At 60.1% G+C, this 24,617-nt stretch carries 15 protein-coding genes and 2 pseudogenes; 11 read left to right on the forward strand and 6 right to left on the reverse strand.

Features of this window, described 5'->3' with window-relative positions; translation table 11 throughout:
* Positions 1 to 182: 182 nt before the first annotated feature.
* From gcvH to MHH62_RS18355, 6 genes are all read left to right on the forward strand, one after another.
* Complete coding sequence (gcvH, locus tag MHH62_RS18330; protein WP_014719698.1) at positions 183 to 566, forward strand: glycine cleavage system protein GcvH; 384 nt, start codon at positions 183 to 185, stop codon at positions 564 to 566.
* 10 nt (positions 567 to 576) lie between these two features.
* Positions 577 to 3,414 carry an aminomethyl-transferring glycine dehydrogenase gene (gcvP, locus tag MHH62_RS18335; protein ID WP_060766531.1) on the forward strand — a complete coding sequence of 946 codons (2,838 nt, stop codon included), beginning with the start codon at positions 577 to 579 and terminating at the stop codon, positions 3,412 to 3,414.
* 160 nt (positions 3,415 to 3,574) lie between these two features.
* Positions 3,575 to 4,951 (forward strand): L-serine ammonia-lyase, encoded by a 1,377-nt coding sequence (locus MHH62_RS18340; RefSeq protein WP_339231586.1) that lies wholly within the window; start codon positions 3,575 to 3,577, stop codon positions 4,949 to 4,951.
* Positions 4,952 to 4,990: 39 nt separating this feature from the next.
* Complete coding sequence (gene gcvT, locus MHH62_RS18345; RefSeq protein ID WP_038451322.1) at positions 4,991 to 6,115, forward strand: glycine cleavage system aminomethyltransferase GcvT; 1,125 nt, start codon at positions 4,991 to 4,993, stop codon at positions 6,113 to 6,115.
* A 392-nt stretch (positions 6,116 to 6,507) separates the two neighbouring features.
* Entirely contained in the window at positions 6,508 to 6,729 is a 222-nt protein-coding gene (locus MHH62_RS18350) for a cold-shock protein (RefSeq protein ID WP_014719702.1), read from the forward strand.
* 94 nt (positions 6,730 to 6,823) lie between these two features.
* Positions 6,824 to 7,312 carry an RDD family protein gene (locus MHH62_RS18355; RefSeq protein ID WP_032902749.1) on the forward strand — a complete coding sequence of 163 codons (489 nt, stop codon included), beginning with the start codon at positions 6,824 to 6,826 and terminating at the stop codon, positions 7,310 to 7,312.
* Positions 7,313 to 7,447: 135 nt separating this feature from the next.
* On the opposite strand, the gene nadA is transcribed toward MHH62_RS18355, so the two are convergent.
* Complete coding sequence (gene nadA, locus MHH62_RS18360) at positions 7,448 to 8,506, reverse strand: quinolinate synthase NadA (RefSeq protein ID WP_003193840.1); 1,059 nt, start codon at positions 8,504 to 8,506, stop codon at positions 7,448 to 7,450.
* A 517-nt stretch (positions 8,507 to 9,023) separates the two neighbouring features.
* Here nadA and MHH62_RS18365 point away from each other — a divergent pair.
* The 5 genes and pseudogenes from MHH62_RS18365 to MHH62_RS18385 all read left to right on the forward strand — a co-directional run.
* Positions 9,024 to 10,694: a ShlB/FhaC/HecB family hemolysin secretion/activation protein gene (locus MHH62_RS18365; protein WP_339233037.1), complete on the forward strand. Its 1,671-nt coding sequence runs from the start codon at positions 9,024 to 9,026 to the stop codon at positions 10,692 to 10,694.
* A gap of 106 nt (positions 10,695 to 10,800) precedes the next feature.
* A complete protein-coding gene (locus MHH62_RS18370; protein ID WP_339231588.1) occupies positions 10,801 to 15,756 on the forward strand; it encodes a hemagglutinin repeat-containing protein in 4,956 nt (1,651 codons plus the stop codon).
* A gap of 31 nt (positions 15,757 to 15,787) precedes the next feature.
* Positions 15,788 to 15,871, forward strand: a pseudogene (locus MHH62_RS18375) (outer membrane lipoprotein carrier protein LolA); the annotation flags it as partial.
* 367 nt (positions 15,872 to 16,238) lie between these two features.
* Positions 16,239 to 18,662 carry a hypothetical protein gene (locus MHH62_RS18380; RefSeq protein WP_073452656.1) on the forward strand — a complete coding sequence of 808 codons (2,424 nt, stop codon included), beginning with the start codon at positions 16,239 to 16,241 and terminating at the stop codon, positions 18,660 to 18,662.
* Between the two features lie 46 nt (positions 18,663 to 18,708).
* Positions 18,709 to 18,795: pseudogene (locus tag MHH62_RS18385) on the forward strand (outer membrane lipoprotein carrier protein LolA); the annotation flags it as partial.
* A gap of 36 nt (positions 18,796 to 18,831) precedes the next feature.
* On the opposite strand, the gene MHH62_RS18390 reads toward MHH62_RS18385, so the two are convergent.
* The 5 genes from MHH62_RS18390 to MHH62_RS18410 all read right to left on the reverse strand — a co-directional run bounded on the left by MHH62_RS18390 (position 18,832) and on the right by MHH62_RS18410 (position 24,616).
* Entirely contained in the window at positions 18,832 to 19,293 is a 462-nt protein-coding gene (locus tag MHH62_RS18390; protein WP_038451330.1) for an SRPBCC family protein, read from the reverse strand.
* Between the two features lie 86 nt (positions 19,294 to 19,379).
* Positions 19,380 to 20,927: an MDR family MFS transporter gene (locus MHH62_RS18395; protein WP_339231590.1), complete on the reverse strand. Its 1,548-nt coding sequence runs from the start codon at positions 20,925 to 20,927 to the stop codon at positions 19,380 to 19,382.
* A complete protein-coding gene (locus MHH62_RS18400; protein ID WP_201914381.1) occupies positions 20,920 to 22,092 on the reverse strand; it encodes an HlyD family secretion protein in 1,173 nt (390 codons plus the stop codon). The genes MHH62_RS18395 and MHH62_RS18400 overlap by 8 nt, the downstream gene beginning before the upstream one ends.
* A complete protein-coding gene (locus tag MHH62_RS18405) occupies positions 22,089 to 23,591 on the reverse strand; it encodes a TolC family protein (RefSeq protein WP_201914378.1) in 1,503 nt (500 codons plus the stop codon). The genes MHH62_RS18400 and MHH62_RS18405 overlap by 4 nt, the downstream gene beginning before the upstream one ends.
* A gap of 284 nt (positions 23,592 to 23,875) precedes the next feature.
* Positions 23,876 to 24,616: a helix-turn-helix transcriptional regulator gene (locus MHH62_RS18410; protein WP_103451956.1), complete on the reverse strand. Its 741-nt coding sequence runs from the start codon at positions 24,614 to 24,616 to the stop codon at positions 23,876 to 23,878.
* Position 24,617 lies beyond the last annotated feature (1 nt).

Raw genomic sequence — 24,617 nt, forward strand, 5'->3', positions numbered from 1 at the left:
TAGGCTTTTTTTCACGCACTCGACTGTAGCGAAAACGCTACAGCACATTCGATTAAGCCTCTGGCGGAATTTATTAACTCTTTGATCTATAACGACTTAATAACGTTGGCCGCGATATTGCTAAGCAACTCCTCATTATTCCAATCCCGTCCACCAGACGATTCTGGCCCTGAGGAGTTTCCATGAGCGAGTTGCGTTTCACTGAAGATCACGAATGGCTGCGCGCCGAAGCCGATGGCAGCGTCACCGTGGGTATCACCGCTTTTGCGCAGAACGCGCTGGGTGATGTGGTTTTCGTGCAACTGCCAGAGTTGCAGGCTTATACCAAGGGCGCCGAAGCCTCCACCGTGGAGTCGGTCAAGGCCGCCAGTGGTGTGTACATGCCGTTGGACGGTGAAGTCCTCGAAGTCAACGACAAGCTCGATGGCAGCCCGGAACTGGTCAACGAAGACCCGATGGGCGAAGGCTGGTTCTTCCGCTTTAAACCCGCCGATGCCGATGCAGTGGCTAAGCTGTTGGATCAGGATGCGTACGACCGTCTGATCAAAGCCAACGCTGAAGCTTGAGGAGCGCGCCATGACCGTTAATCTGACCACCGCCAACGAATTCATCGCCCGCCACATCGGCCCGCGCCAGGAAGATGAGCAGCAAATGCTCGCCAGCCTGGGGTTTGATTCCCTCGAAGCCCTGAGCGCCAGCGTGATCCCGGAAAGCATCAAGGGCACCAGCGTGCTCGGCCTGGAAGACGGCTTGAGCGAAGCCCAGGCCCTGGCCAAGATCAAGGCCATCGCCAGCCAGAACCAACTGTTCAAGACCTACATCGGCCAGGGCTATTACAACTGCCACACGCCGTCGCCGATCCTGCGCAACCTGCTGGAAAACCCGGCCTGGTACACCGCCTACACGCCGTATCAACCCGAGATTTCCCAAGGCCGCCTGGAAGCCCTGCTGAATTTCCAGACCCTGATCAGCGACCTCACCGGCCTGCCGATTGCCAACGCCTCCCTGCTTGACGAAGCCACCGCCGCTGCTGAAGCCATGACCTTCTGCAAGCGCCTGAGCAAGAACAAAGGCAGCCACGCGTTCTTCGCGTCGGTGCACAGCCACCCGCAAACCCTCGACGTATTGCGCACCCGTGCTGAACCTTTGGGCATCGATGTGGTGGTCGGCGATGAGCGTGAACTGACCGACGTCAGCGCTTTCTTCGGTGCCCTGCTGCAATACCCGGCCAGTAACGGCGATGTATTCGATTACCGCGAGCTGACCGAGCGCTTCCACGCCGCCAACGCCCTGGTCGCCGTAGCCGCCGACCTGATGGCCCTGACCCTGCTGACGCCGCCGGGTGAATTCGGCGCCGACGTCGCCATTGGCAGCGCACAGCGCTTTGGCGTGCCACTGGGCTTCGGTGGCCCGCACGCGGCGTACTTCTCCACCAAGGATGCGTTCAAGCGCGACATGCCAGGCCGTCTGGTCGGTGTTTCCGTCGACCGCTTCGGCAAGCCGGCCCTGCGCCTGGCCATGCAGACCCGCGAGCAACATATCCGCCGCGAGAAAGCCACCAGCAACATCTGCACTGCCCAAGTGCTGCTGGCCAACATCGCCAGCATGTACGCCGTGTACCACGGCCCCAAAGGCCTGACCCAGATCGCCCAGCGCATTCACCAGCTGACCGCGATCCTGGCCAAGGGCTTGACGGCCCTGGGCCAGAACGTCGAGCAGGCACACTTCTTCGACACCCTGACCCTCAATACCGGCGCCCACACCGCCGCCCTGCACGACAAGGCCCGCGCCCAGCGCATCAACCTGCGCGTGGTGGATGGCGAGCGCGTTGGCCTGTCGGTCGACGAAACCACCACCCAGGCCGATATCGAGGCCTTGTGGGCCCTCTTCGCGGACGGCAAAACCCTGCCGGCCTTTGCTGCCACCGACAGCACCCTGCCGAGCGCGTTGCTGCGCCAGTCGCCGATCCTCAGCCACCCGGTCTTCAACCGTTACCACTCGGAAACCGAGCTGATGCGCTACCTGCGCAAGCTGGCCGACAAAGACCTGGCCCTGGACCGCACCATGATCCCGCTGGGTTCGTGCACCATGAAGCTCAACGCCGCCAGCGAAATGATCCCGGTGACCTGGGCCGAATTCGGTGCCCTGCACCCGTTCGCCCCCGCCGCGCAAAGCGCCGGCTACCAGCAACTGACCAGCGAACTGGAAGCCATGCTCTGCGCGGCCACCGGTTACGACGCGATCTCCCTGCAACCCAACGCCGGTTCCCAGGGTGAGTACGCCGGCCTCTTGGCCATCCGTGCCTATCACCAGAGCCGTGGCGAAGCACGTCGCGACATCTGCCTGATCCCGTCGTCAGCCCACGGCACCAACCCTGCCACCGCCAACATGGCCGGCATGCGCGTGGTGGTCACCGCTTGCGACGCGCGCGGCAACGTCGACATCGAAGACCTGCGCGCCAAGGCCATCGAGCACCGCGAGCACCTCGCTGCGCTGATGATCACCTACCCGTCCACCCACGGCGTGTTCGAGGAAGGTATCCGCGAAATCTGCGGGATCATTCATGACAACGGCGGCCAGGTGTACATCGACGGCGCCAACATGAACGCGATGGTTGGCCTGTGCGCACCGGGCAAGTTCGGCGGCGACGTGTCCCACCTGAACCTGCACAAGACCTTCTGCATTCCCCACGGCGGTGGCGGCCCGGGCGTTGGCCCGATTGGCGTCAAGTCGCACCTCACGCCATTCCTGCCCGGCCACGCAGCCATGGAACGCAAGGAAGGCGCGGTGTGCGCTGCGCCGTTCGGCAGCGCGAGCATTCTGCCGATCACCTGGATGTACATCAGCATGATGGGCGGCGCCGGCCTCAAGCGTGCGTCGCAGTTGGCGATCCTGAATGCCAACTACATTTCCCGTCGCCTGGAAGAGCACTACCCGGTGCTGTACACCGGCAGCAATGGCCTGGTGGCCCACGAATGCATCCTGGACCTGCGCCCGTTGAAAGACAGCAGCGGCATCAGCGTGGACGACGTGGCCAAGCGCCTGATCGATTTTGGTTTCCATGCGCCGACCATGTCGTTCCCAGTGGCCGGCACCTTGATGATCGAGCCGACCGAAAGTGAATCCAAGGAAGAGCTGGACCGCTTCTGCGACGCCATGATCGCCATCCGCGAAGAAATTCGCGCGGTGGAAAACGGCACATTGGACAAAGACGACAACCCACTCAAAAACGCGCCGCACACCGCCGCTGAACTGGTGGGCGAATGGAGCCACCCATACAGCCGTGAACAAGCGGTGTACCCGGTGGCTTCATTGATCGAAGGCAAGTACTGGCCGCCGGTTGGCCGGGTTGACAACGTGTTTGGCGATCGCAACCTGGTGTGTGCGTGCCCTTCTATCGAGAGCTACGCCTGATCTGACGGGAGATACGCGGCCAGTGTGGGAGCTGGCTTGCCTGCGATAGCGGTGTATCAGCCGACAGTGATGTTGTCTGACCCACCGCTATCGCGGGCAAGCCCGGCTCCCACATTGATCGAGTCCAGCCCAGAAAATAATAAGAAACCGGAGAACAACCATGTCCCTTAGCGTGTTCGACCTGTTCAAGATTGGCATCGGCCCCTCCAGTTCCCACACCGTCGGCCCGATGCGTGCCGCCGCTCGATTCGTCGAGGGGCTCAAGCGTGACAACCTGCTCAACGCCACCTGCGGCATCAAGGTGGAACTCTATGGATCGCTGGGCGCCACCGGCAAAGGCCACGGCAGCGACAAGGCTGTGTTGCTGGGCCTGGAAGGCGAACATCCGGACACCGTGAATACCGAAACCGTGGCTGCACGCCTGGCGCAGATGCGCAGTGACGGGCGCCTCAACCTGCTCGGCGAACACAGCATTGCGTTCAACGAGAAAGAACACCTGGCGATGATTCGCAAGCCCCTTGCCTATCACCCCAACGGCATGATCTTTCGTGCCTTTGACGCCGCCGGCATTCAGACCCGTAGCCGCGAGTACTACTCGGTCGGTGGCGGTTTCGTGGTGGATGAAGACGCGGCGGGCGCCGACCGTATCGTCGAAGACGCCACACCCCTGACCTTCCCGTTCAAACACGCCAAGGACTTGCTCGGCCATTGCGCCACCTATGGCCTGTCTATCAGCCAGGTGATGCTGACCAATGAAAGTGCCTGGCGCCCGGAAGCCGAAACCCGCAGCGGGTTGTTGAAGATCTGGCAAGTCATGCAGGACTGCGTCGATGCCGGCTGTCGCAACGAAGGTATCTTGCCCGGAGGCTTGAAGGTCAAGCGCCGGGCGGCGGCCTTGCATCGGCAGTTGTGCAAGAACCCGGAGTCGGCGCTGCGCGACCCGCTGTCGGTGCTCGATTGGGTCAACCTGTATGCGCTGGCAGTCAACGAAGAAAACGCCAATGGCGGGCGCGTGGTCACTGCGCCCACCAATGGCGCGGCTGGGATCATTCCCGCCGTGCTGCACTACTACATGCGCTTCATCCCCGGCGCGAACGAAGACGGTGTGGTGCGCTTTTTGCTCACCGCGGCCGCCATCGGCATTTTGTACAAGGAAAATGCTTCGATCTCAGGCGCCGAAGTCGGTTGCCAGGGCGAAGTCGGCGTGGCCTGTTCCATGGCCGCAGGCGCACTCTGTGAAGTGCTGGGCGGCAGCGTGTCCCAAGTGGAAAACGCCGCCGAGATCGGCATGGAACACAACCTCGGCCTGACCTGCGACCCCATTGGCGGGCTGGTGCAGGTGCCGTGCATCGAGCGCAATGCCATGGGCTCGGTGAAGGCGATCAATGCGGTGCGCATGGCCCTGCGTGGCGACGGCCAGCAGTTTGTGTCCCTCGACAAGGTCATCCGCACCATGCGCCAGACCGGCGCCGACATGAAAAGCAAATACAAGGAAACCGCCCGTGGCGGTTTGGCGGTCAACATTATCGAGTGCTGACGCCCACAAGCGCGTCGGCACGTTTTTCAGGAGCTGAATATGTCCACCGAAACCCTGTTGAAAACTCCTCTGCACGCCTTGCACCTCGAACTCGGCGCGCGCATGGTGCCCTTCGCCGGCTACGACATGCCGGTGCAGTATCCATTGGGCGTGATGAAGGAACACCTGCATACCCGTGAACAGGCCGGGTTGTTCGATGTTTCCCACATGGGCCAGATTCGTCTCACTGGCGCGAATGCCGCCAAGGCCCTGGAAACCCTGGTGCCCGTCGATATCATCGACCTGCCGGTGGGCATGCAGCGCTATGCGATGTTTACCAACGAGCAAGGCGGCATTCTCGACGACCTGATGGTCGCCAACCTGGGCAACGATGAACTGTTCCTGGTGGTCAACGCCGCCTGCAAGGACCAGGACCTGGCGCACCTGCGCACACATATCGGCGACCAATGCACCATCGAACCGCTGTTCGAAGAACGGGCCCTGCTGGCCCTGCAAGGCCCGGCGGCAGTGAAAGTATTGGCGCGCCTGGCCCCTGAAGTCACCCAGATGACCTTCATGCAATTTGCCACCCTGCGTTTGCTGGGCGTGGAGTGCTACGTCAGCCGCTCCGGCTACACCGGTGAAGACGGCTTTGAAATCTCCGTGCCGGCGGCCAATGCCGAGAGCCTGGCCCGCAGCCTGCTGGCCGAAACCGAAGTGCAGGCCATCGGCCTGGGCGCCCGCGATTCGCTACGCCTGGAAGCCGGCCTGTGCCTGTACGGCCACGACATGAACACCGACACCACGCCAATCGAAGCCAGCCTGTTGTGGGCGATTTCCAAGGCTCGGCGTGCCGATGGCGCACGGGCCGGCGGCTTCCCTGGCGCCGACCGCATCTTCACCCAACAGCAAACCGGGGTGGCGCGCAAACGCGTAGGCCTGCTGCCGCAGGAGCGTACCCCGGTGCGTGAAGGCGCTGAAATTGTCGATGCACAGGGTACGGTTATCGGCAGCGTGTGCAGCGGAGGCTTTGGCCCAACCTTGGGCGGCCCGCTGGCGATGGGTTACCTGGACAGCGCATTTGTCGCATTGGATACCGAAGTTAGCGCAATGGTACGTGGGAAAAAGGTGCCACTGCGTGTAAGTAAAATGCCATTCGTTCCGCAACGTTACTACCGTGGCTGATTGACTGTTTCTATAAGTAACGCGGTTGCGTTAATGCGCACTGAACTGTAACGCAACCGCCATAAAACAGTGCATTCACGATAGGCTTTTTATAGCTGACGCCCTATAACAAGTGAATAACTCTATCGAATAAGCCGGTATCAGAACATTCAACAAAGTGTCATGAGACCCAATAAAACAAGGGCCTGCACAAGGGCTTGTTTTTTTCATATTAGTTGGCGTAGAGTTTGCCCACTGTGTTTGCATGGGTCGCTTGGAACCTGGACCTGGGCAGTAGCTCAAGTAGTTTGCTACAACCCGTTCGACGTCTCTTACTTTCCTGCAACCCAGCCCAGTACTCTTTCGTGTGAAAGGGGCTGTCATTAATTTTTAGCGTCAAAGGAAAGAAGAAAATGTCGGATAAAGGTGGACGTCAGAGCGGTACCGTCAAGTGGTTCAACGACGAGAAAGGGTTTGGTTTTATCACTCCTGAAAGCGGCCCGGATCTGTTCGTGCATTTCCGCGCTATCCAGGGCAACGGTTTCAAGAGCCTGAAGGAAGGCCAGAAGGTCACCTTCGTTTCAGTACAAGGCCAAAAAGGCCTGCAGGCTGACGAAGTACAAGCAGAAGGCTGATCCTTGCTGCGACAAAAAGCCCCTGATATGACATCAGGGGCTTTTTTATGGGCGCCATTGCGTAAACTGCGTGCTTTCTCCAGAGAGCCCTGCCATGTCCAAACCCCTGTTGAGCCCCCAGGGCGAATTCCCCGCCGTTGGCCTGGGCCGTCGCCTGGCAGCGATGTTCTACGATTTCCTGCTGTGCACCGCCCTGCTGATCGTCACCGCGTTTATCTACAAGTTGGTGTGGATCGCCTTCGTGGGCGAAGCGAAGATGCGCACGCTCACCGAGTCCGGCGCGCTGGACGGTGACCCGTTGCTGTCGACTCTGCTGCTGTTCGTGCTGTTCGGGTTCTTCGCCAAGTTCTGGACCCATTCGGGGCAAACCCTGGGCATGCAGGTGTGGGGCGTGCGCGTGCAGAACGCTGACGGGTCGCGGATCAGCCTGTGGCAGGCACTGTTGCGTTTTGTGGTGTCGATTGCGTCATGGCTGTGCGTGGGGTTGGGGTTTATCTGGTCGTTGTTCGATAAACACAAACGCAGCTGGCATGACATCTATTCGGATACGCAGTTGGTGCGAATCCCGAAGCAAAAGAAGTAACTCAAGCGCATCACAGATCAACTGTGGGAGCTGGCTTGCCTGCGATAGCGGTCTTGCAGTCAAAACACCTGTGACTGTTACACCGCTATCGCAGGCAAGCCAGCTCCCACATTTTGATTTGTCTCAGCCTGAGGATCAGGCGTTGCCGGCCAGTTTCAACCGTGCTGCCTGGGTAAAGTCGAGCATGCGCTTGAGCGGCCGTACGGCCTGCGGAATCACCGCCGGTTCCACGAAGATCTCATTACTGCCCTCGCGCAGGCATTGCAACGTGCGCTCCAGCGTATTCATCGCCATCCACGGGCAGTGCGCGCAACTGCGGCAGGCTGCACCGTTACCGGCGGTAGGCGCTTCGACGAAGACTTTGTCCGGGCACAGCTGCTGCATCTTGTAGAAGATGCCGCGGTCGGTGGCGACGATAAAGGTTTTGTTCGGCAAGCGTTGCGCTGCGGCGATCAGCTGGCTGGTGGAACCCACCGCGTCCGCCAGTTCGATCACCGAAGTCGGTGACTCCGGGTGCACCAGGATCGCCGCATCCGGGTAGAGCGCCTTCATGTCTTCGAGCTGCTTGGACTTGAACTCTTCGTGGACGATGCAGGCACCGTCCCACAGCAGCATGTCGGCACCGGTCTGGCGCTGGATGTAGGTGCCCAGGTGTTTGTCCGGGCCCCAGATAATGGTCTCGCCGTTGTCCATCAGGCTTTCGACGATTTCCAGCGCGCAGCTGGAGGTCACCACCCAATCCGCCCGGGCTTTGACCGCCGCCGAGGTGTTGGCGTACACCACCACGGTGCGCTCGGGGTGTTGATCGCAGAACGCGGAAAACTCATCCACCGGGCAACCCAGGTCCAGGGAGCAGGTGGCTTCCAGGGTCGGCATCAGGATGCGTTTTTCAGGCGTGAGGATCTTGGCGGTCTCCCCCATGAAACGCACGCCAGCCACCAGTACGGTCTTGGCAGGGTGGGCGGCACCGAAGCGCGCCATCTCCAGGGAGTCGGAAACACAGCCACCGGTTTCTTCGGCCAGGGCCTGAATCACCGGGTCGCAATAAAAGTGGGCAACCAACACCGCGTCCTGAGCCTTGAGCTCGGCGGCAATGGCGGTTCGCAGGCTCGCCTCTTCGGCAGCGCTGAGCACCTTGGGCTGCTTGGCGTCGAGGTGAGCTTGAACCAGTAGGCGTTCGGAAATGTGCGTCATGTTCGCAAGACCTGCAGGCGCAGTAGCGCGAAAGTCGAGTGTACCACCGGCTCAGGAGCCCTTCGGGCGCCGCCGGACGAAGTGTTTTTGTTCATCAAGCACGGGTAAAGCTTAAAGCTGCGCAAGGCTACAGAATATCCAATGGATTCAAAAGCCTAATCTGGTGACCCGGCCAAGTGCCCGATCCCTGGCCGCGACACGCCGATTAGGCGATGCCTGCACAACAATCAAAACCGCCCCTTTCCCTCCCACACGCCTGAAAAATCAGGAATATCAGGCCCCCACACCCTGGCGCGTCCTAATTTTGTGCATTTAAGCACTGAATTACGCGATTTTTCTTACGTCTTGTGTAATAAATCCTACAGCGATGTAACAAACCGTCGACCACTCACTCAAGTAGGGCAACTACCGCTGAGTTCAACGCTGGCTCAAACGGTATGGATCGTGTGTATTTCTACGTTAAGGATGTCGAGTGCCAAATCAGCTCTCAACCGGACACTTGTGTTGTATCCGTAATCTGGGTATCGCCCTGCTCTGCCTGTGGGCGCTGCCCGTGGCTGGCGCCGAGGTGCCGCAGCCAGGCCAGGAAGCCCTGCGCTTGCAGCAACAACAGCAACGCGACCTGCAGCAATTACACCTGGAGCAGCGCCAACGCCAGATGCAACGCGGCAGCTTCGGTACACCAGCGGCCATACCCGCCTTGCCCACGGACATCGCCAGGGATGAACACTGCTGGCCCTTGAGCGGTACGCGCCTGGCCGGGGTCACGCTGTTCAGCCGTGCCGAGTTGGACAAACACATCGAGCCCTACGTGGCGCCTTGCATGGGCGTCACCCAGATCAACCGCCTGCTGGCCGAGATCACCCGGCTGTATGTCGAGGCCGGTTATATCGCCAGCCGCCCCTACCTGATCAGTGCACCCACCGCCGGGCAGCCGCTGGATATTCGCGTCGAAGAAGGCTACCTGGAGACCATCGAGCTGGCCGACCAGAGCCTGCCGGTGTCATTGGGCGGGGCATTCCCCGGCATGCTCGGCAAACCACTGAACCTGCGAGACCTGGAACAGGGCCTGGACCAGCTCAACCGCCTACGCTCGGTCGACCTCACCGCCGACATCGCCCCAGGCAGCACAGCGGGCGCCTCGCGCATCATCCTGCGCACGCGCAGCAGCGCCTCGCGCTGGGCCCTGGGCCTGGGGGTGGATAACCTCGGCAGCGCCGGCACCGGGCGGGATCGCAATGCAATCAACTTGAGCCTGGACAGCCCGCTGCAAATCAACGACTCGCTCAACCTGAGCTTCAGCGACACGCTCAACCATGGGCCGCGCTACAGCCGCAGCCACAGCCTGTTCTACTCGATCCCCTACGGTTACTGGACCTACAGCCTGTTCGCCAGCCATGCCGAATACCGCTCGCCGTTCAAGCTCAGCCGCGCCACGTTCTACAACAGTGGCCGCACCGATCAAGTCAGCCTGCGCAGCGACCGTGTGCTGTGGCGCGACCAGGGCCACCAACTGAGCGCCAACCTGCAACTGGCCTACAAAGACGTCGACAGCTACCTGCAAAAGGTACACCTGGACATCCAGAGCCCGACGCTGACCGTGGCCGAAGCGGGCCTGAACCTGTTCTGGCTCAACAGTGCGGTGTGGAACCTGGACGTCAACTACGCCCAGGGCCTGACCTGGTTCGGCGCCGATCGCGATGCCAGCCAAGTGCAGAAAAACCAGCCCAAGGCGCAGTTTCAAAAGTACCGCGCCAACCTCACCCAATGGCGCAACGGCCAATGGGCAGCGCAGCCGTGGCAGTGGCAAAGCCAGTTATCGGTGCAGTACAGCCCGGATGCATTGCCCGCCATCGAACAACTGCTGATCACCGACGACTCGGCCGTGCGCGGCTACCGCGAAAACAGTACTTCCGGTGCCATTGGCACGGTATGGCGCAACACTTTGCGCCTGCCGCTCAATACTGACTTGCCGGTGAAGCTCACCCCGCGCCTGGGCCTGGACAACGGCTGGGTCAAGCACGAACACGGTGCCCGGAGCCAACGCCTGAGCGGCGCCAGCGCGGGGCTCAACCTGAGCTGGAAGAACGTGCAGCTCGACGTCGACTACCAACGCAACCTCAACACCCCTACAGGTTTTCGCCAGGAGCCGGAGGTCTGGCTGACGCGCCTTAGCGTGCAGATATGAGCTCACACCCGTTTTTTGCCTGAGTCACCGCCGTACCTGGCCACTCCAGCAGCGTTGCAACGAACAACGCGCGTCGTGGATCAGCCAACACAGAGCGAGATTATTTATGCCGACTACTCCACACAGCTTCCACCTTTCACCCCAGGGCAAACTGCGCTGGGCCATCGCCAGCCTGTTCCTGCTGCCGCAACTCGCGCTCGCCGCAGGCTTGACCGTCGTCGAAGGCCCTGGCGGCACGCCGCAACTGCAAAACCAGGGCGGTGTACCCATCGTCAACATCGTCGCGCCGAACGCCGGTGGCCTGTCCCATAACCAGTTTTTGGACTACAACGTCGACCGCCAGGGCCTGGTGCTGAACAACGCCTTGCAGGCTGGCCAGTCCCAACTCGCCGGGCAGTTGGCAGCCAACCCGCAGTTCCAGGGCCAGGCGGCGAGCGTGATCCTCAATGAAGTGATCAGCCGCAACGCCTCGACCCTCAACGGCGCCCAGGAGATTTTTGGCCAGGCAGCCGATTACGTGCTGGCCAACCCTAACGGCATTTCGGTGAATGGCGGCAGTTTCATCAACACGCCCAATGCCAACCTGGTGGTCGGCCGCCCTGAACTCAACGACGGCAAGCTGCAAGCCTTGAGCACCCGCGATGCCAACGGCCAACTGACAGTGCAAGGCCAGGGCCTGCACAACCGCGAGGGCTCTATCAACCTGATCGCGCCGCGCATCGACAGCGAAGGTCGCCTCAGCGCCCGCGATCAATTGAACCTCACGGTGGGCCGTAATCAGGTCGATTTCGCCAGCGGGCAAGTGCGCCAGATCGACCCGGCCAGCAAGACCCAGGACCAACGCATCGACGCACGCCTGTTCGGCGCCATGCAGGCCGGGCGCATCAACATCATCAGCACCGCCGAGGGCGCCGGTGTGCGTGTGGGCGGTGTGCAGGCGCAAGGCACTGACGGGGTGAAGATCAGTTCGGCCGGCGACCTCGACATCAGCGGCCAGGTGCATGCCGACAGCCTCGACGCCACCCGCGCCAGCGTGCACAGCCGCCAGGGCGATGTCGACTTGCACAGCGCCAAGGACCTGAACCTGGCCGCCACCGACGTCAGCGGGCGCAACGTCAAACTCGACGCCAGCCGCAACCTGACCCTCAGCAGCCTGGAAAGCCGCAAGCTCCAGGAAAAGCGTGAACAGTGGAACAACAGCAACTTCCTGTTCACCTACGAAACCTACGACCGCACCACCACCGACAAAGACTCGCGCCAGCACGGCAACAAGGTTGTGGCGCAACAGGATGCGGCGCTGTCTTCCGGTGCCAACACCGAGATCAAAGCCAGCCATGTGGAAGCGGGCAACACTCTGCGCGTCGACAGCGGTGCCAACCTGCACGTTAACGCCGCCACCGAAACCCATGAAACCCGCGACCAAGGCAACCATCGCAAGCACCTGTGGAAAGCCAACTGGGATAAATCCAGCAGCGAACAACGCAGCATCACCAGCAGCCTCAAGGCCGGAAAGACACTGGAGCTGACCAGCCAACAGAAGCTGCAAGTGCAAGGCGCCGAGCTGAAAACCCCCGGCGATATCCAACTGGCCGCCCGGCACGTGGAAATCGCCAGCGCCAGCCGTACCCAGAGCAGCAGCGACAATGCCTACTCCGGCGACCTCACCGGTGGCAGCTTCTTCGGCAAGCAAGGCGACGGTAACCAGGGCAAGACGTCGAACACTGGTAGCAAGGTCAACGCCGACGGCAAGCTGATCGTCAAGGCCGACGACGTGCGCATCAGCGGCAGCCAGGCCCGAGGCGGCAAACAGGCCAGCGTCATCAGTGACAAAGGCTCGCTGGTGATCGACGGCGTCCAGGACAGCTCCCACGACAACCGCTACAGCAATGACAGCAAGTTCTTCGGTATCTCCAAGGATGAAAGCCGCAAGAACCTCAAGGACAGCACCGTGGTTGCCAGCAACCTGCGCTCGGACAGCAACCTCAAGCTGCAAAGTGCCAAGGACATCACCGTCAGTGGCTCCCAGGTATCCGCCGCGGGTGAACTGCAAGCGGATGCCAAGGGCGATATCAAGGTCGTTGCCGCCGAGAACACCACCCACGACACCACTCGCACCCATAGCCGTGGCTTCGATGGCTACGCCAAGGAAACCGAGAGCGTCAGCCGCCAGTACCGTGCGGGGTTGAGCTATGAAGACCAGCAGCAAACCCGCAAGACCGACACCACCCAGCAGCAGGGTTCCAGCCTCAAGGGCGGCAGTGTCGTAGTAAAGGCCGGTGGCGATGTGAGCATCCAGGGTTCGGACCTCAAGGCAACCGCAGGCGATGCCACCCTGAGCGGCAACAACGTCGAGCTGTTGGCCGCCCACGACAAGCGCACCGAAGCCGTCGACACCACCACCACCGGCGGCAGTTTCTACTACACCGGCGGCATTGATCGGGCAGGCAGTGGCGCTCAGTTCAGCCACCAAAGCAGCCAAGACACCACTGAAAAAACCACCGCGCAAACCAGCACCGTGGCCGCGACCGGCAAGCTGACCATCAACGCTGGCAACACCTTCACCAGCGAGGGTGCACAGGCCAAGGCCGGCGCCGAACTGCAGGTCAACGCGGGTCAGATCGACAACCAGGCTGCCCATTCCACCGAGACCAGCACCCACAAGGAAAACGGCTGGACCGCCGATGTTGGCGCCAATGTGGAATACAAAGGCATTACCCGCCCGATCGAAAAAGCCGTCGAGGGCGTGGCCCAGGCCAAGTTCCATCAGCCCGGTTTGCTGGACGCGTTCGAGCAACCCAATGTCGGCCTGGATGTGGAAGTCGGGCACACGAACAAAACCGGCACAACGCAAGACAGCACCGCCGTGGTCAGCCAGTTCAGTGGCGCCGCGGTGCAGGTCAATGCAGCCGGCACGTTGCAGGACGAGGGCACCCAGTACCGCGCCACCGAGGGCGGGCTGAACATCAAGGCCGGCGAGCACCTGGCCACGGCAGCGGCCAACACCCACAGCAGCAGCGGGCAAAGCGTGGACGCCAAGGCTGGCGTGCGGGTCTATACAACCACCGGTGAAGACCTGAATGTGCGCGGCAGTGGCCTGGGCGGCAGCAGCGATGTGCGCGAGTCCAGCAGCACGGCGGTGGTCGGCAGCTATGTGGCCAGCCAAGGCGTGAGCATCGAAGCCAAGGGCGATGCCCGTTATGAAGGCAGCCAGTTCGACGGCGGCCAGGCAGGGGTCAACCTCAAGACCGGCGGTGAGCTGGCGCTCAACCAGGCCACCAACACCCAGAGCAAAAACAGCAGCACGCTGCGCGGCAACGGCTCACTGACGGTGGGCACCGCGCCCGGTGCGAATGGCAGCAACATCAACCTCGGTGCCGGCGTGCAGTTGGATAACAAGCGCCTGGACACCCAGAACAGCCAGGCACAGGTCGCGACCATTCAAGGCAGCGGCCCCGTTCAGTTCAGCAGCGGCGCAGACATGACCCTGCAAGGCACGCAGATCGGCAGCACGGGCGCAAAGGCTGGCGATATCAGCCTCAATGCCGGCGGCAAGCTGGACCTGCAAGCCGCCACCGACAGCCACGTCAGCAACGGCAGCAACCTGGGCGGCGGTCTGACCCTCGGTGCCGGCAAGACCAGCAGCGCCGAAAGCAGCAGCAAGACCGGCAGCCTCAGCGCCAATTTCAATATTGGTAAAGTGGCGGAGAACGACAAGAGCGCGGTCGTCGGGCAATTGCACAGCAGCGGCAAGGTCAGCCTCGCCAGTGGCGCTGAGGCAACCGATGCCATCCACTTGCAGGGCACTCAGGTCAGCGCAGCCAGCGTTAGCCTGGATGCGCAAAACGGCGGCATCCTGCAAGAGTCCTCACAATCGACCCAGGCCCATAACAGCTGGGGCGTGACCCTGGGCGCAGGCGCCAGCATCGGCAAAACCACCTTGGCCGACGCCGGTGAACATGAGACACCCAAGACCCAGCGCGGCATCAATGCGCGGGCCAAGGTCGATGTGGATCACTTGCAAGGCATCACGCAGCACAACAGCGTGATCACGGCGGGTGACGTCACCCTCAACAGTGCCGGCGATACCCATCTGGCCGGAGCGCGTATCGACGCCGACAAGGTGCACGGCACGGTGGGCGGCGACCTCGTCGTCGAAAGCCGCAAGGACCACGTCAACAGCACCCAGGTGAATGTTGACGCCAGGCTGGATGTCGAGAAGAACCAGCCGGGGGTGGTGGATAAGCTGGCCAAAACCAGCGGCCCCCTGAAGGACAAGGTACAAGCCAAGGCTGAAGGTGCGTTCGACAAGCATCGCGACAAGCTGGAGAACGTCGTAGACAAAGGCACCGGGCACCTGGCTTCGGCCAAGGACAGCGTGGTCAACAGCGTGGTCAATGCCAAGGAACGCCTGGGCGAAAAACTTACCCGCAGTGGCAGCTACGACGTGAACCCGCAACCCCGTGGCGCCTTCGGTACTCGCGTGGACAAGGCCAAGGCTTACCTTGCAGACAAGACCGACGCCCTGGGCACACGCCTGTCTGGCTTCAAGGATAAGGTCTGGCCAAAAACCAGCGACAGCTACACCGTCAGTGGCAAAGACACCACCGGCAGCAAGGTGGCCAACACCGCCGAAAGCGTGTTGTTCGGCGACAAGAGCGGCAACACCAGCTACACCCCGACCCTGTATCTGGATGTCAGCCATGTGGTCAAGGACAGCGTCACCCAGGCGTCAGGCATTCGCGCAGGCCACGGCGTCAACCTGCTGGTGAAGGGTGATACCCAGCTCACGGGCGCGCGGATCAGTGCGCCCAATGGCAAGGTTGAGCTGGGTGGCTCCAAGGTGACTGCAACCACACTGGCCGGCAGCGACTACCGTGCCGATGTCGGGCTGAACGTTTCGAAGTCACCGGTCAACCTGGCCCTGGGCGCCAAGGACGAACTGACCCAGAAACACGACGACGCCACGCGCAAGGACCAAGCTTTAAATCTGGGCCCGCTGCGAGCGGGTGGGCACAGTGAGAGCCAGGCCTTGCAGGCGGGGATTGATCAGGCCATCAACTAAAGGGTAAAGCCACCCCACTGTAGGAGCGAGCTTGCTCGCGAAGAACGTTAACGATGACGCTGGCATGCTTGGAGTACACGGCGCCCTCAGGTTTTTCGCGAGCAAGCTCGCTCCACAGGCACATTCTCAGCGTGCCAGCCGGCGCGCTCAGTTGTACGCTTTTTCTCGGGTCGCTGTAGGTTGGTCCTTATGATCGCGTTCTTACAAACAAAGCACACCCAGAAAGTGGAACCTTTCACAGACCTCAACCACCCAACAAAAAACTAACCTCATGCGGATATTTTCAAACAAGAGAAAATAAGCTCGACAGACGGACGCACCAGAAAATTCAGCGCTTCCCTTTGGCGTCTATAACCATAAACAGAGGTTAAACAGTGAGCCCGTTAAAAGGGTATGGCATGTTAGTGCAGTGCACACACGCCCGCCGAACGACTGCGTTTAAAGCTATATCGTTGATCTCATATAAATAAAGTGACCCAGCAATGAATATATTCTCGCCCGTGCCACAGCCACTCAGCAACTATCCCCATACAACAAATGCTGAACACCGTCGCTCCACTCGGGCAATTGACGATGCACCGCCAGTCGAAAATACACTTGCGGGCGCGCCGAGCGCCTCGGAAGATAAAAAGCTGGGGCTGGGACAAAAAACGATCCCTGCGCCCGCCCCCGACCATGAGTTAGATTTCGCCAAGGGAGTCATTTATGGCTCTGTCAGCGTTTCCCCTCCCACAGCAAGTTATACGCACCAGGAACAGCTACAGAGGATTGACGCTTACGCCGACCGTGTTGTCACGCAAATCAAGAAAATAGAAGAAAGCGGTGAAGAAAACGAAAGTAATATCAGGTTCCAGAAAACTCGCCCGTTCCTGGAGCCTGCCGGTTATTTCAGCGGCGGGTTATTGGCTGCCGGGTTCGACCCGCATGAAAAAATCACTGTAACCTTCAAAAGTTACGTTGGAAAATGGAAGCCGGAAGTCGAGACCAACACCGATACACGCACCTATTTTGCATGGGAAATTGCAGCCGGTGCTCTTAAGCACGATAAACCACCGGGAGGTGGCCTGCTCAACTTCCAGACCATGGAAATCAAGCCGCAAGACCGGAGCAAGATCAACGATCTGGAAGCGCTGGGTGCGAAGCTACAAAATCATTGGCAAGATGATGTCGCCTCCACCATGAGCGACGAGACGGGCGAATTGGCGAAGCACTCGGGAAAAGCCGATGCTTATGTTGTGCTGGGAACTTTGCAAGGCCTGCGTAACGACAAAGATGCGTATAAAATGCTATCGCCTGAAGGCCGATCAGCCGTTGAACGCACGCTAGACAATAAGGGAAATGTCGTCATACCCAACATATACGGTTATCCACTGGCCGGGTATGCGTTTATTCCTTATGTCAACTATCACGGCAATTATGACACCCGCCCCAATCAAGGCCTGATGCTCGACTTGAAGAACGGCACAGTCAGCGAAATACGCGGAGACGATGATTTTGCTCGTTGGGCCAAAGACAACCGTGATGCCTTAAAAGCCAGCTTTAACGCCGAAGACAGACAAGGCGGAAAGGATGCTCATTGGCCATCAGCGAGCAGTGTGCTCGAAAATTTGATTGAGGGTAATCATGCGCACTATCCGGGACGCAAAAATCTACTCAGCGACAAACAGATTCCGGTTAGAGAGTTATTTAATTACACTCAATCGCGAAAGAAAACCTACCATTTAAAATTTGGAGATCTGAACTCTGGTATTGCCAGCAATTATCAAAAGATCAACGCCAACAATGCCGTGTGGGCCGATCAAACAGAGGTATTTGGTTCCTCGAAGCAAACGTGGAAGGAAGCCAAAGAATTATGGGGGCGCACCTTCGGCTATGTGCCCATCCTTGGAAACGCGGGCAATATTGTCTTCGGTACCCATGATTCCATTTATGGTATGACCGCCGACGATCGTGTTGGCGGCACAGCGGCTGCAGTGATATCGGGCTTGCAGCTGGCGCACGAACTCACACCATTTGGAGCTGAGGCTGGGTTGGGCGAAGCACCCTCCGCATCGACTATCGCTGGCAGCGAACATTACGGCTGGAAATACAATGAGCAAAGCAACCGTTTTGATTTCGTGAGGAAAGTAAACGCCGCGAATGACAGCGACGTGTCCTCCGTCGCCAATACCGCACCAAGCGAACCGGATACACCACACGTCAGTGAAGGTGTCCCTCCGACAATCGAAATACCAAACAGTAAGCGCTCACTTCTGACATCCGTAGAGAACTTACCGACCGGCGAAGCGCTTTTTTCCACTGTGGATAAAAACGTAGTACTAAGTGGAGAGCTTAACGAGCTAAATTCCCTTGACGAAAAACTTTATACATTTACCGACTTCAACAAAAACGGCCGTCAAGAACGACTCAACATCCTGGTGCACGGAAGCGTCGACCCGGCTACTGGCATCTCGAAAGTTTCATACAACGGAAAACTCAATACGCCACAAGAGTTACTTCAGACACTTCATGACTCGGGCATTTACCCGGAAACGTTTGACAACGTAAGACTACTGTCATGTGACTCTGCAAGTGGTGGAGATGCGTCCTTCGCGGCGGAGTTTCAGAAGCTCATAGGGCGCCCTGTCAAGGGCTATAGCGGCACCCTCACCGCCAACCTAGTACCGGAAGATATAAATGCTGCGATTGTAAAAGTAGAAAATATCTATCTGGACACCCTGAAAAAAAATCAGAACACTCCACTGACTGACGCTGATAAGGCATTGGCCAGATCCGAAGCGGAAAAATACGTCTCCCGAGAAATGGCAAAAAACAGAAACTTCAAACCGGCAAAGAAAAACCCCCATTGGAATCCGTTTAAATGGTGGGCTTTTACTTATAAACCCGAGACCTTTCCAAAACCATAAACGGTGGGCACTGTCGGGGAAGGCCCACCCCACTGTAGGAGCGAGCTTGCTCGCGAAAGACGTTAACGATGACGCTGGCATGTTGAGAGTACGCGGCGCCCTCAGGTTTTTCGCGAGCAAGCTCGCTCCTACCTAGGCACATTCTCAGCGTGCCACCCTGCGCGTCATGTCAGTTGAAGAGTGCCTGTACGTTCTTCATCGCGTCATCGGCAAAGCCTTGCAGGAAGGCTTCGAACGCCGGTACGTCTTCCTTGCCGCCCGTGTAGGGCTGACCAATGATGGTCCAGGTCGCCAGGCTCTGGTTCGGGCCTTGTGGCACCACCTCCATCAGCGCCCACAGGTTGCCGATGTTCAGCGAGGTGTAGATCAGTGACCAGGTCATGGTCATGGCTTGGTCGTCATGGCTGTTGAGTTGCTCGATCACCACATTGCCGTCCTTGAACAGCTTTTTGCGTACCGAACGCACGCCCTCGCCCGTCATCTCGATATGGGACAAGGCCGGAATAAACTTCGCGAAACCGGCGAAATCTCCGACGACATTCCACACACTGCGAGCATCGCCCTTCACGCTGACGCTGGCGACGACAGGGTTGCCCACCGGGTTGCGAACCAGGGTATCGGGTTGTTGCATGAGAGAGCTCCTTTTTTCCGAAGGGCGGATAGTGGGCGCCTACCAAATGCAGTGGGCTGTACAAGTTCAACACCTGCTTGACGTGGTTATCCGCTCTTGGCTGACTGCCGTAATGCCAAGGCTGCTACCCCGCACACGATCAACGCAATACAGGACACATAAAACGCATCGCTGTAGGCCATCAGGTACGCCTCACGACGCACGGTGTGGATCAAGCCCTCAAGGACCTGCTGTTGAGCGGGTAATAGCTGGTTGAAGATAAAAGCCTCGCTGTCAGCCATGCTGGCGCGCAGGCGCTCCTGAAAGGACGGGGAAAACAGCGTGATCGACTCCCCTACCCGCTCAGAGTGAAAGCGCTCGCGCATGGCCACGATCTGCGTCAGGCCCGCGGTACCCACGGCACCACCCAGGTTGCGCAGCATGGAGAACAAGGCCGAGGCGGAGCCGGCTTCATCTTTGGCCAGGCCAGACACCGCGAGCACGGAAAGCGCCACCATGATCAGCGGCTGCCCGATGCCCCGTACCACGGTGGACGGAATAATCACGTTGGCGGCGCTGTCCACGTCCAGGTGCGCGCCGAGGTAGCACCCCAGGGCCATGATGAAAAAGCCACTGGCGACCATCAGTTTCGGGTTGAGCCACTGCATCAGGCGTGGCATGAACGGCGCCAGTACCAGTTGCACCATGCCGTAGGCGATCAGGCTGATGCCAATCTCCCGGGCGTTGTAGCCCTGTAGTTGGGACAGGTAATTGGGCACCAGGAACACCAGGCCGAAAGTCGCCCCGCCAAAGATGAACATCGCTGCGCTGGCCACGCCGAAGTTGTAGCTCTTGAGCAGGCGCAGGTTGATGAAGGAGCGACTGCCATACAACTGCGACAGCACGAAGTACACCAGGGCCACGCCGGCCACCAGTGACATCCACACAATGAAATCGGAGCCAAACCAGTCCTTGCGGCCACCTTCTTCCAGCACGATCTGCAAGCCACCCAGGCCGACGATCATGGCGATGATCCCGCCCCAATCGCCGCGTTTGAGCAGGCTCAACTGCATGGGCTTGGCATCGATCGACCATGCCACCGCCAACAGCAAGAGAATGCCGGGGGCCAGTTGCAGGTAAAAGATCCAGCGCCAGGAATAGGCATCGGTCAGCCAGCCACCAATGGACGGCCCGGCGGCCTGGGCGACGCTGTTGGACAGCGCGAACAAGGCCATGCCCATCGCGATCTTGCTGGGCGGCAGTTCAGTGATGATCAGCTGGAATGACAAGGGAATCAGCACTGCGCCGGCGGCGCCCTGGATCACCCGAATGATGATCATCACTTGCAGGTTGGGCGCCCAGGAGCAGGCAATGGACGCCACCAAAAACACAAACGAGCCCACGAGCATCACACGCCGCAGAGAGAACACCTGCACCAACCAGGCGGTCAGCGGGATCATGACGATTTCCGCGACCAGGTAGGCGGTGGAAATCCACGAGCCTTCTTCGAACGTCGCCCCCAGGGAGCCTTCGATCTCCGGCAGCGCGGCGCTGGTCACGTGCACGTTCATGCCGGCCATGAAACAACCGAACAGCCCACCGATCACGGCCACCCAGGCGCGAAAGGAGACGCTCTTTTCAGCCGATTCAGTCATGTGCAGCGCCCTGCTTATCTGGGCGGGTGTCCACCGTGGTGATGACCGACATGCCCGGCAGGATAGGTCCGCCTTCGTCATGCTCATCAATGACGATTTTCACTGGAAAGCGTTGCACGATCTTGGTGAAGTTGCCGGTGGCGTTATCCGACGGCAACAGTGCGAACACCGCTCCAGAGCCTGGCGAGAAGCTCACCACATGGCCTTTGAGCTTGCGTCCCGAATAACTGTCGGCGCTGATATCCACCGGTTGGCCGGCACGCATATCGCGCAATTGGGTTTCTTTGTAGTTGGCCACGACGTAAGCCTGCTGCAAGGGCACCACCGCCAGCAGCGGCAACCCTGGCGCGACGTATTGGCGGGTACGCACTTTGCGCTGCCCCACCACACCGTCAATGGGTGAGCGGATCAAGGTGTCTTCCAGGGCATGCGTCGCCAGGTTCAACTGCGCCTCAGCCTGGCTGCGCCGGGCTATCTGTTGCTGGAGCGAGGCCTGGGCCAGTTGGCGGCGGGTGACGGCCACGGTCAAGCGGGTTTCCTGTTGCAGCTGCATCGCTTTGGCAATTTCCACCGCAGCGTTGGCCTGGGTGTAACTGGCGGCGGCCGTTTCCAGACGCTGTGCGCTGGCGGCGTGTTCGCGCACCAAACCTTCGTAGCGACGCTGGTCGAGACTTGCGCGGCGCAATTCAGCGGCCACACTGCGGGCGTGAGCCTCAGCCTGGGCAACGCCGGCCTTTTGCTGGGCGATCAGGCTGTCAGTGACTTTCAAGTTGGCCTCTTGCGCCGCCACCGAGGCCTGGGTCTCGGCCAGTTCTGCGCGGGCTTGTGCCAAACGGGCCTGGTAGTCACGGTCCTCGATGCGCACCAGCACATCCCCCGCCTTGACCGGCTGATCGTCCTCTACCATCACCTCGGCCACGTAGCCTGAGACCTTCGGGCTGATGGGAATCCAGTCGGCCCGCACATACGCATCATCGGTCTGCTCCAGGTAGCGGCCGACGGTCATCCAATACACGCCGAACACCACCGCCGCGATCAACAGCGCGGCGCCGCCCAGCAGGATCAGGTTCCTTTTTCGCCGTTGCTTACGCGCATGCATGAGTTGCTCGAGCACATTCTCCTGCTCGTCCTGGACTGCAGTTTTTTCATCAACGGCGATATTCATGGCTGGGTACCGGAAGAAGGGATGGACGCATGGGTGGGCGCAGCGGCCGGGGTTTCGACGGCGCCGGACTGCCAACCGCCGCCAAGGGCACGGAACAGGCCGATCTGGCGTTGCAGTAACTGGCCATCGGCGTCGGCGCGCGTGGCCTGCAAGCGGATCAGTTCTCGCTCACTGTCCAGCACGTCGAGAAAGTCGATAGAACCTGCGTCATAGTTGAATTGGGCCAACTTGTAGGCTTGGCGGCTGCTGTCCAGCGCCCGGCTCAAGGCCGCGTGGCGCTGCCGCTCGCCGTCGTACAACGCCAGGGCCTGGCGCACCTCCTTGAGGGCCTTGAGGACGCTGGCCTCGAACTGTGCGACCTCCACCTGCTCGAGTGCCCGTGCCTGCTTGACTCGCGCGCGGTTGGCCTGCCAATTAGGGAACTGCCAGGTAATCAGGGGGCCGATGCCGAACATCACCGCACGGTTGTCCCCCAGCTCATGGGGTTTGTTGGCCGAGGAGGACACTGAAGCACCGAACGTCACCTTGGGGTACAGGTCGGCCTGGACGATATCCACTTGCAGCGTGGCCGCCTGCAACGCGCGCTCGGCCTGCCGGACGTCAGGGCGGCGTGCCAATAATTGCCAGCCATCGCCCACCGGTAACTCGGCATTGAGTTGTGGCACCACTTCACACGTTGCGGCGCCAGAGCCTTGTTCAAGATCAGCGACGCCCGTCAGCATGGCCAATTCGTAGAGCGCGGCTTGTCGACGCGCCTCCAACATCGGCAGCAGCGCCTGGGTTTCGCCTTGCAGGGCTTGCATGCGGCTGTATTCAAGGTCTGTCACCACACCGGCCTGGCGCTGGCGATCGGTCAACGCAAGGCTATGCGCGACCACGTCCAACGAATGGCGCTGGACCTTGGCACGCGCGCCCAGGGCGCAGGCATTCACATAGGCGCGAGTGGTTTGCGCCACGACTGTGATGCGCAGCAAGTCTTCGGCATCCTGCGCCGCTGCGGTTTGCACGTGGGCACGTTCAATGGTGCGCTGAACCTGGCCCCAGACATCCACTTGATAAGCCAGCTCGAAGCCTGGGTTGAATGCCCACTCTGACGGCGCATGGCTATCGGTGGCCTTGGCCAGCGTCTGGTCATCGGCCGTCTTTCCGTAAGCGGCACCCAGTGACGCCTGGGTGGACGGCCAGCGCTCGGCATCGGCCTGCTGGATCCCGGCCAGCATCGCCTGCACATGGGCCTGGGCCGCCGCCAGGTCGCGGTTGTGCAGCAACGCCTTTTGCACCAACGCATCAAGGTTCGGATCGTTATACAACTGCCACCAGCGTTCAGGTAACGCTTGGGCTGAGACACCTTGGGGGAGGTGGCTGAGGGCATTGATGCGTTCCGGATGGGGCTGTGCCGGTGTATGGGCGACCCAGGACGAACATCCCGCCAACAACGCCACCGCAACACCGAGCAGCGAGAGACGGCCATGTCGTGGGAAAAAAGAAGGCGAACCCATCAAAGAAATCCAGAAAGCCAAGTAGAGACGCAGGTTAAAAGCGCAACGGGGTGCGCATCTCCCGAGTTCTGGACAACCATCGTTTCGATTGGGACAAGGTGGGGCGGCGCTTCCGAATCGCGCGTCGAACTCGTTCAGAAATGTGGGAGCGGGCTTGCCCGCGAAGGGGGTGTGTCAGTCGATGCATCTGTTACTGCACTAAAGCTTTCGCAGGCAAGCCAGCTCCCACATTGGATCTTCATCGCTCCCTCGCCAAAGTGCCAGTCACGGCTACCGCTGTGAATTCAGACCAGGCGACAGTGACTCGGGGTGTATCCCAGGGTGCGCTTGAACATCGCGGTAAATGCACTCGGGCTTTGGTAACCGTGCTCCAAGGCCACCTCCAAAATGGAGGCCCCACTGGCCAGCCGCTGCATGCTGAGCAGCAACCGCGTGCGCTTGCGCCACTCGCCGTAACTCATGCCCAGTTCTTTCTGGAACAGCCGAGCCAGAGTGCGTGAACTCATATTGAGCTGCACCGCCCAACTCTCCAGTTTCGACTCCTGAGAAGGGTTGTCGATAAAGTCCGCACACAGTGACTTGAGCCTCGGCTCGTCCGGTATCGGCACGTGAGCCAGCACCCTTTGCGCACGGTCAAGTTCCGAGAAAATCAGCTCCACAATCTGCACATGACGCAACGACGCCGCCTGGCTGTCAGGCTCATCGCCCGCAGCCACAATCAGCTCGCGCAACAAGGGTGAAACCCTGATGACCTCGCATTCCTCCGTCAAACGACGGTGCGCTCCCGGCGAGATCAACAAAGTGCGCATGCGCACTTCGCCGGTCATGCGGATCTGATGCTCCAAACCTGAAGGCACCCACAGCGCATGCCCGGAAGGTACCACCCAGGTGGTCTCCTCCACCGACACAAGCATCACACCGTTGATGGCGTAGACCAGTTGGCCTTCGTCATGTCGATGCGAGGCCACGATGTCACCGTGGCCATAATTACCGGCAAGTGCCGCCAATGCGGTATGCGCGTTCATC

It is taken from the genome of Pseudomonas sp. FSL L8-0168, assembly GCF_037976155.1.
GTDB classification, from domain to species: domain Bacteria; phylum Pseudomonadota; class Gammaproteobacteria; order Pseudomonadales; family Pseudomonadaceae; genus Aquipseudomonas; species Aquipseudomonas paracarnis.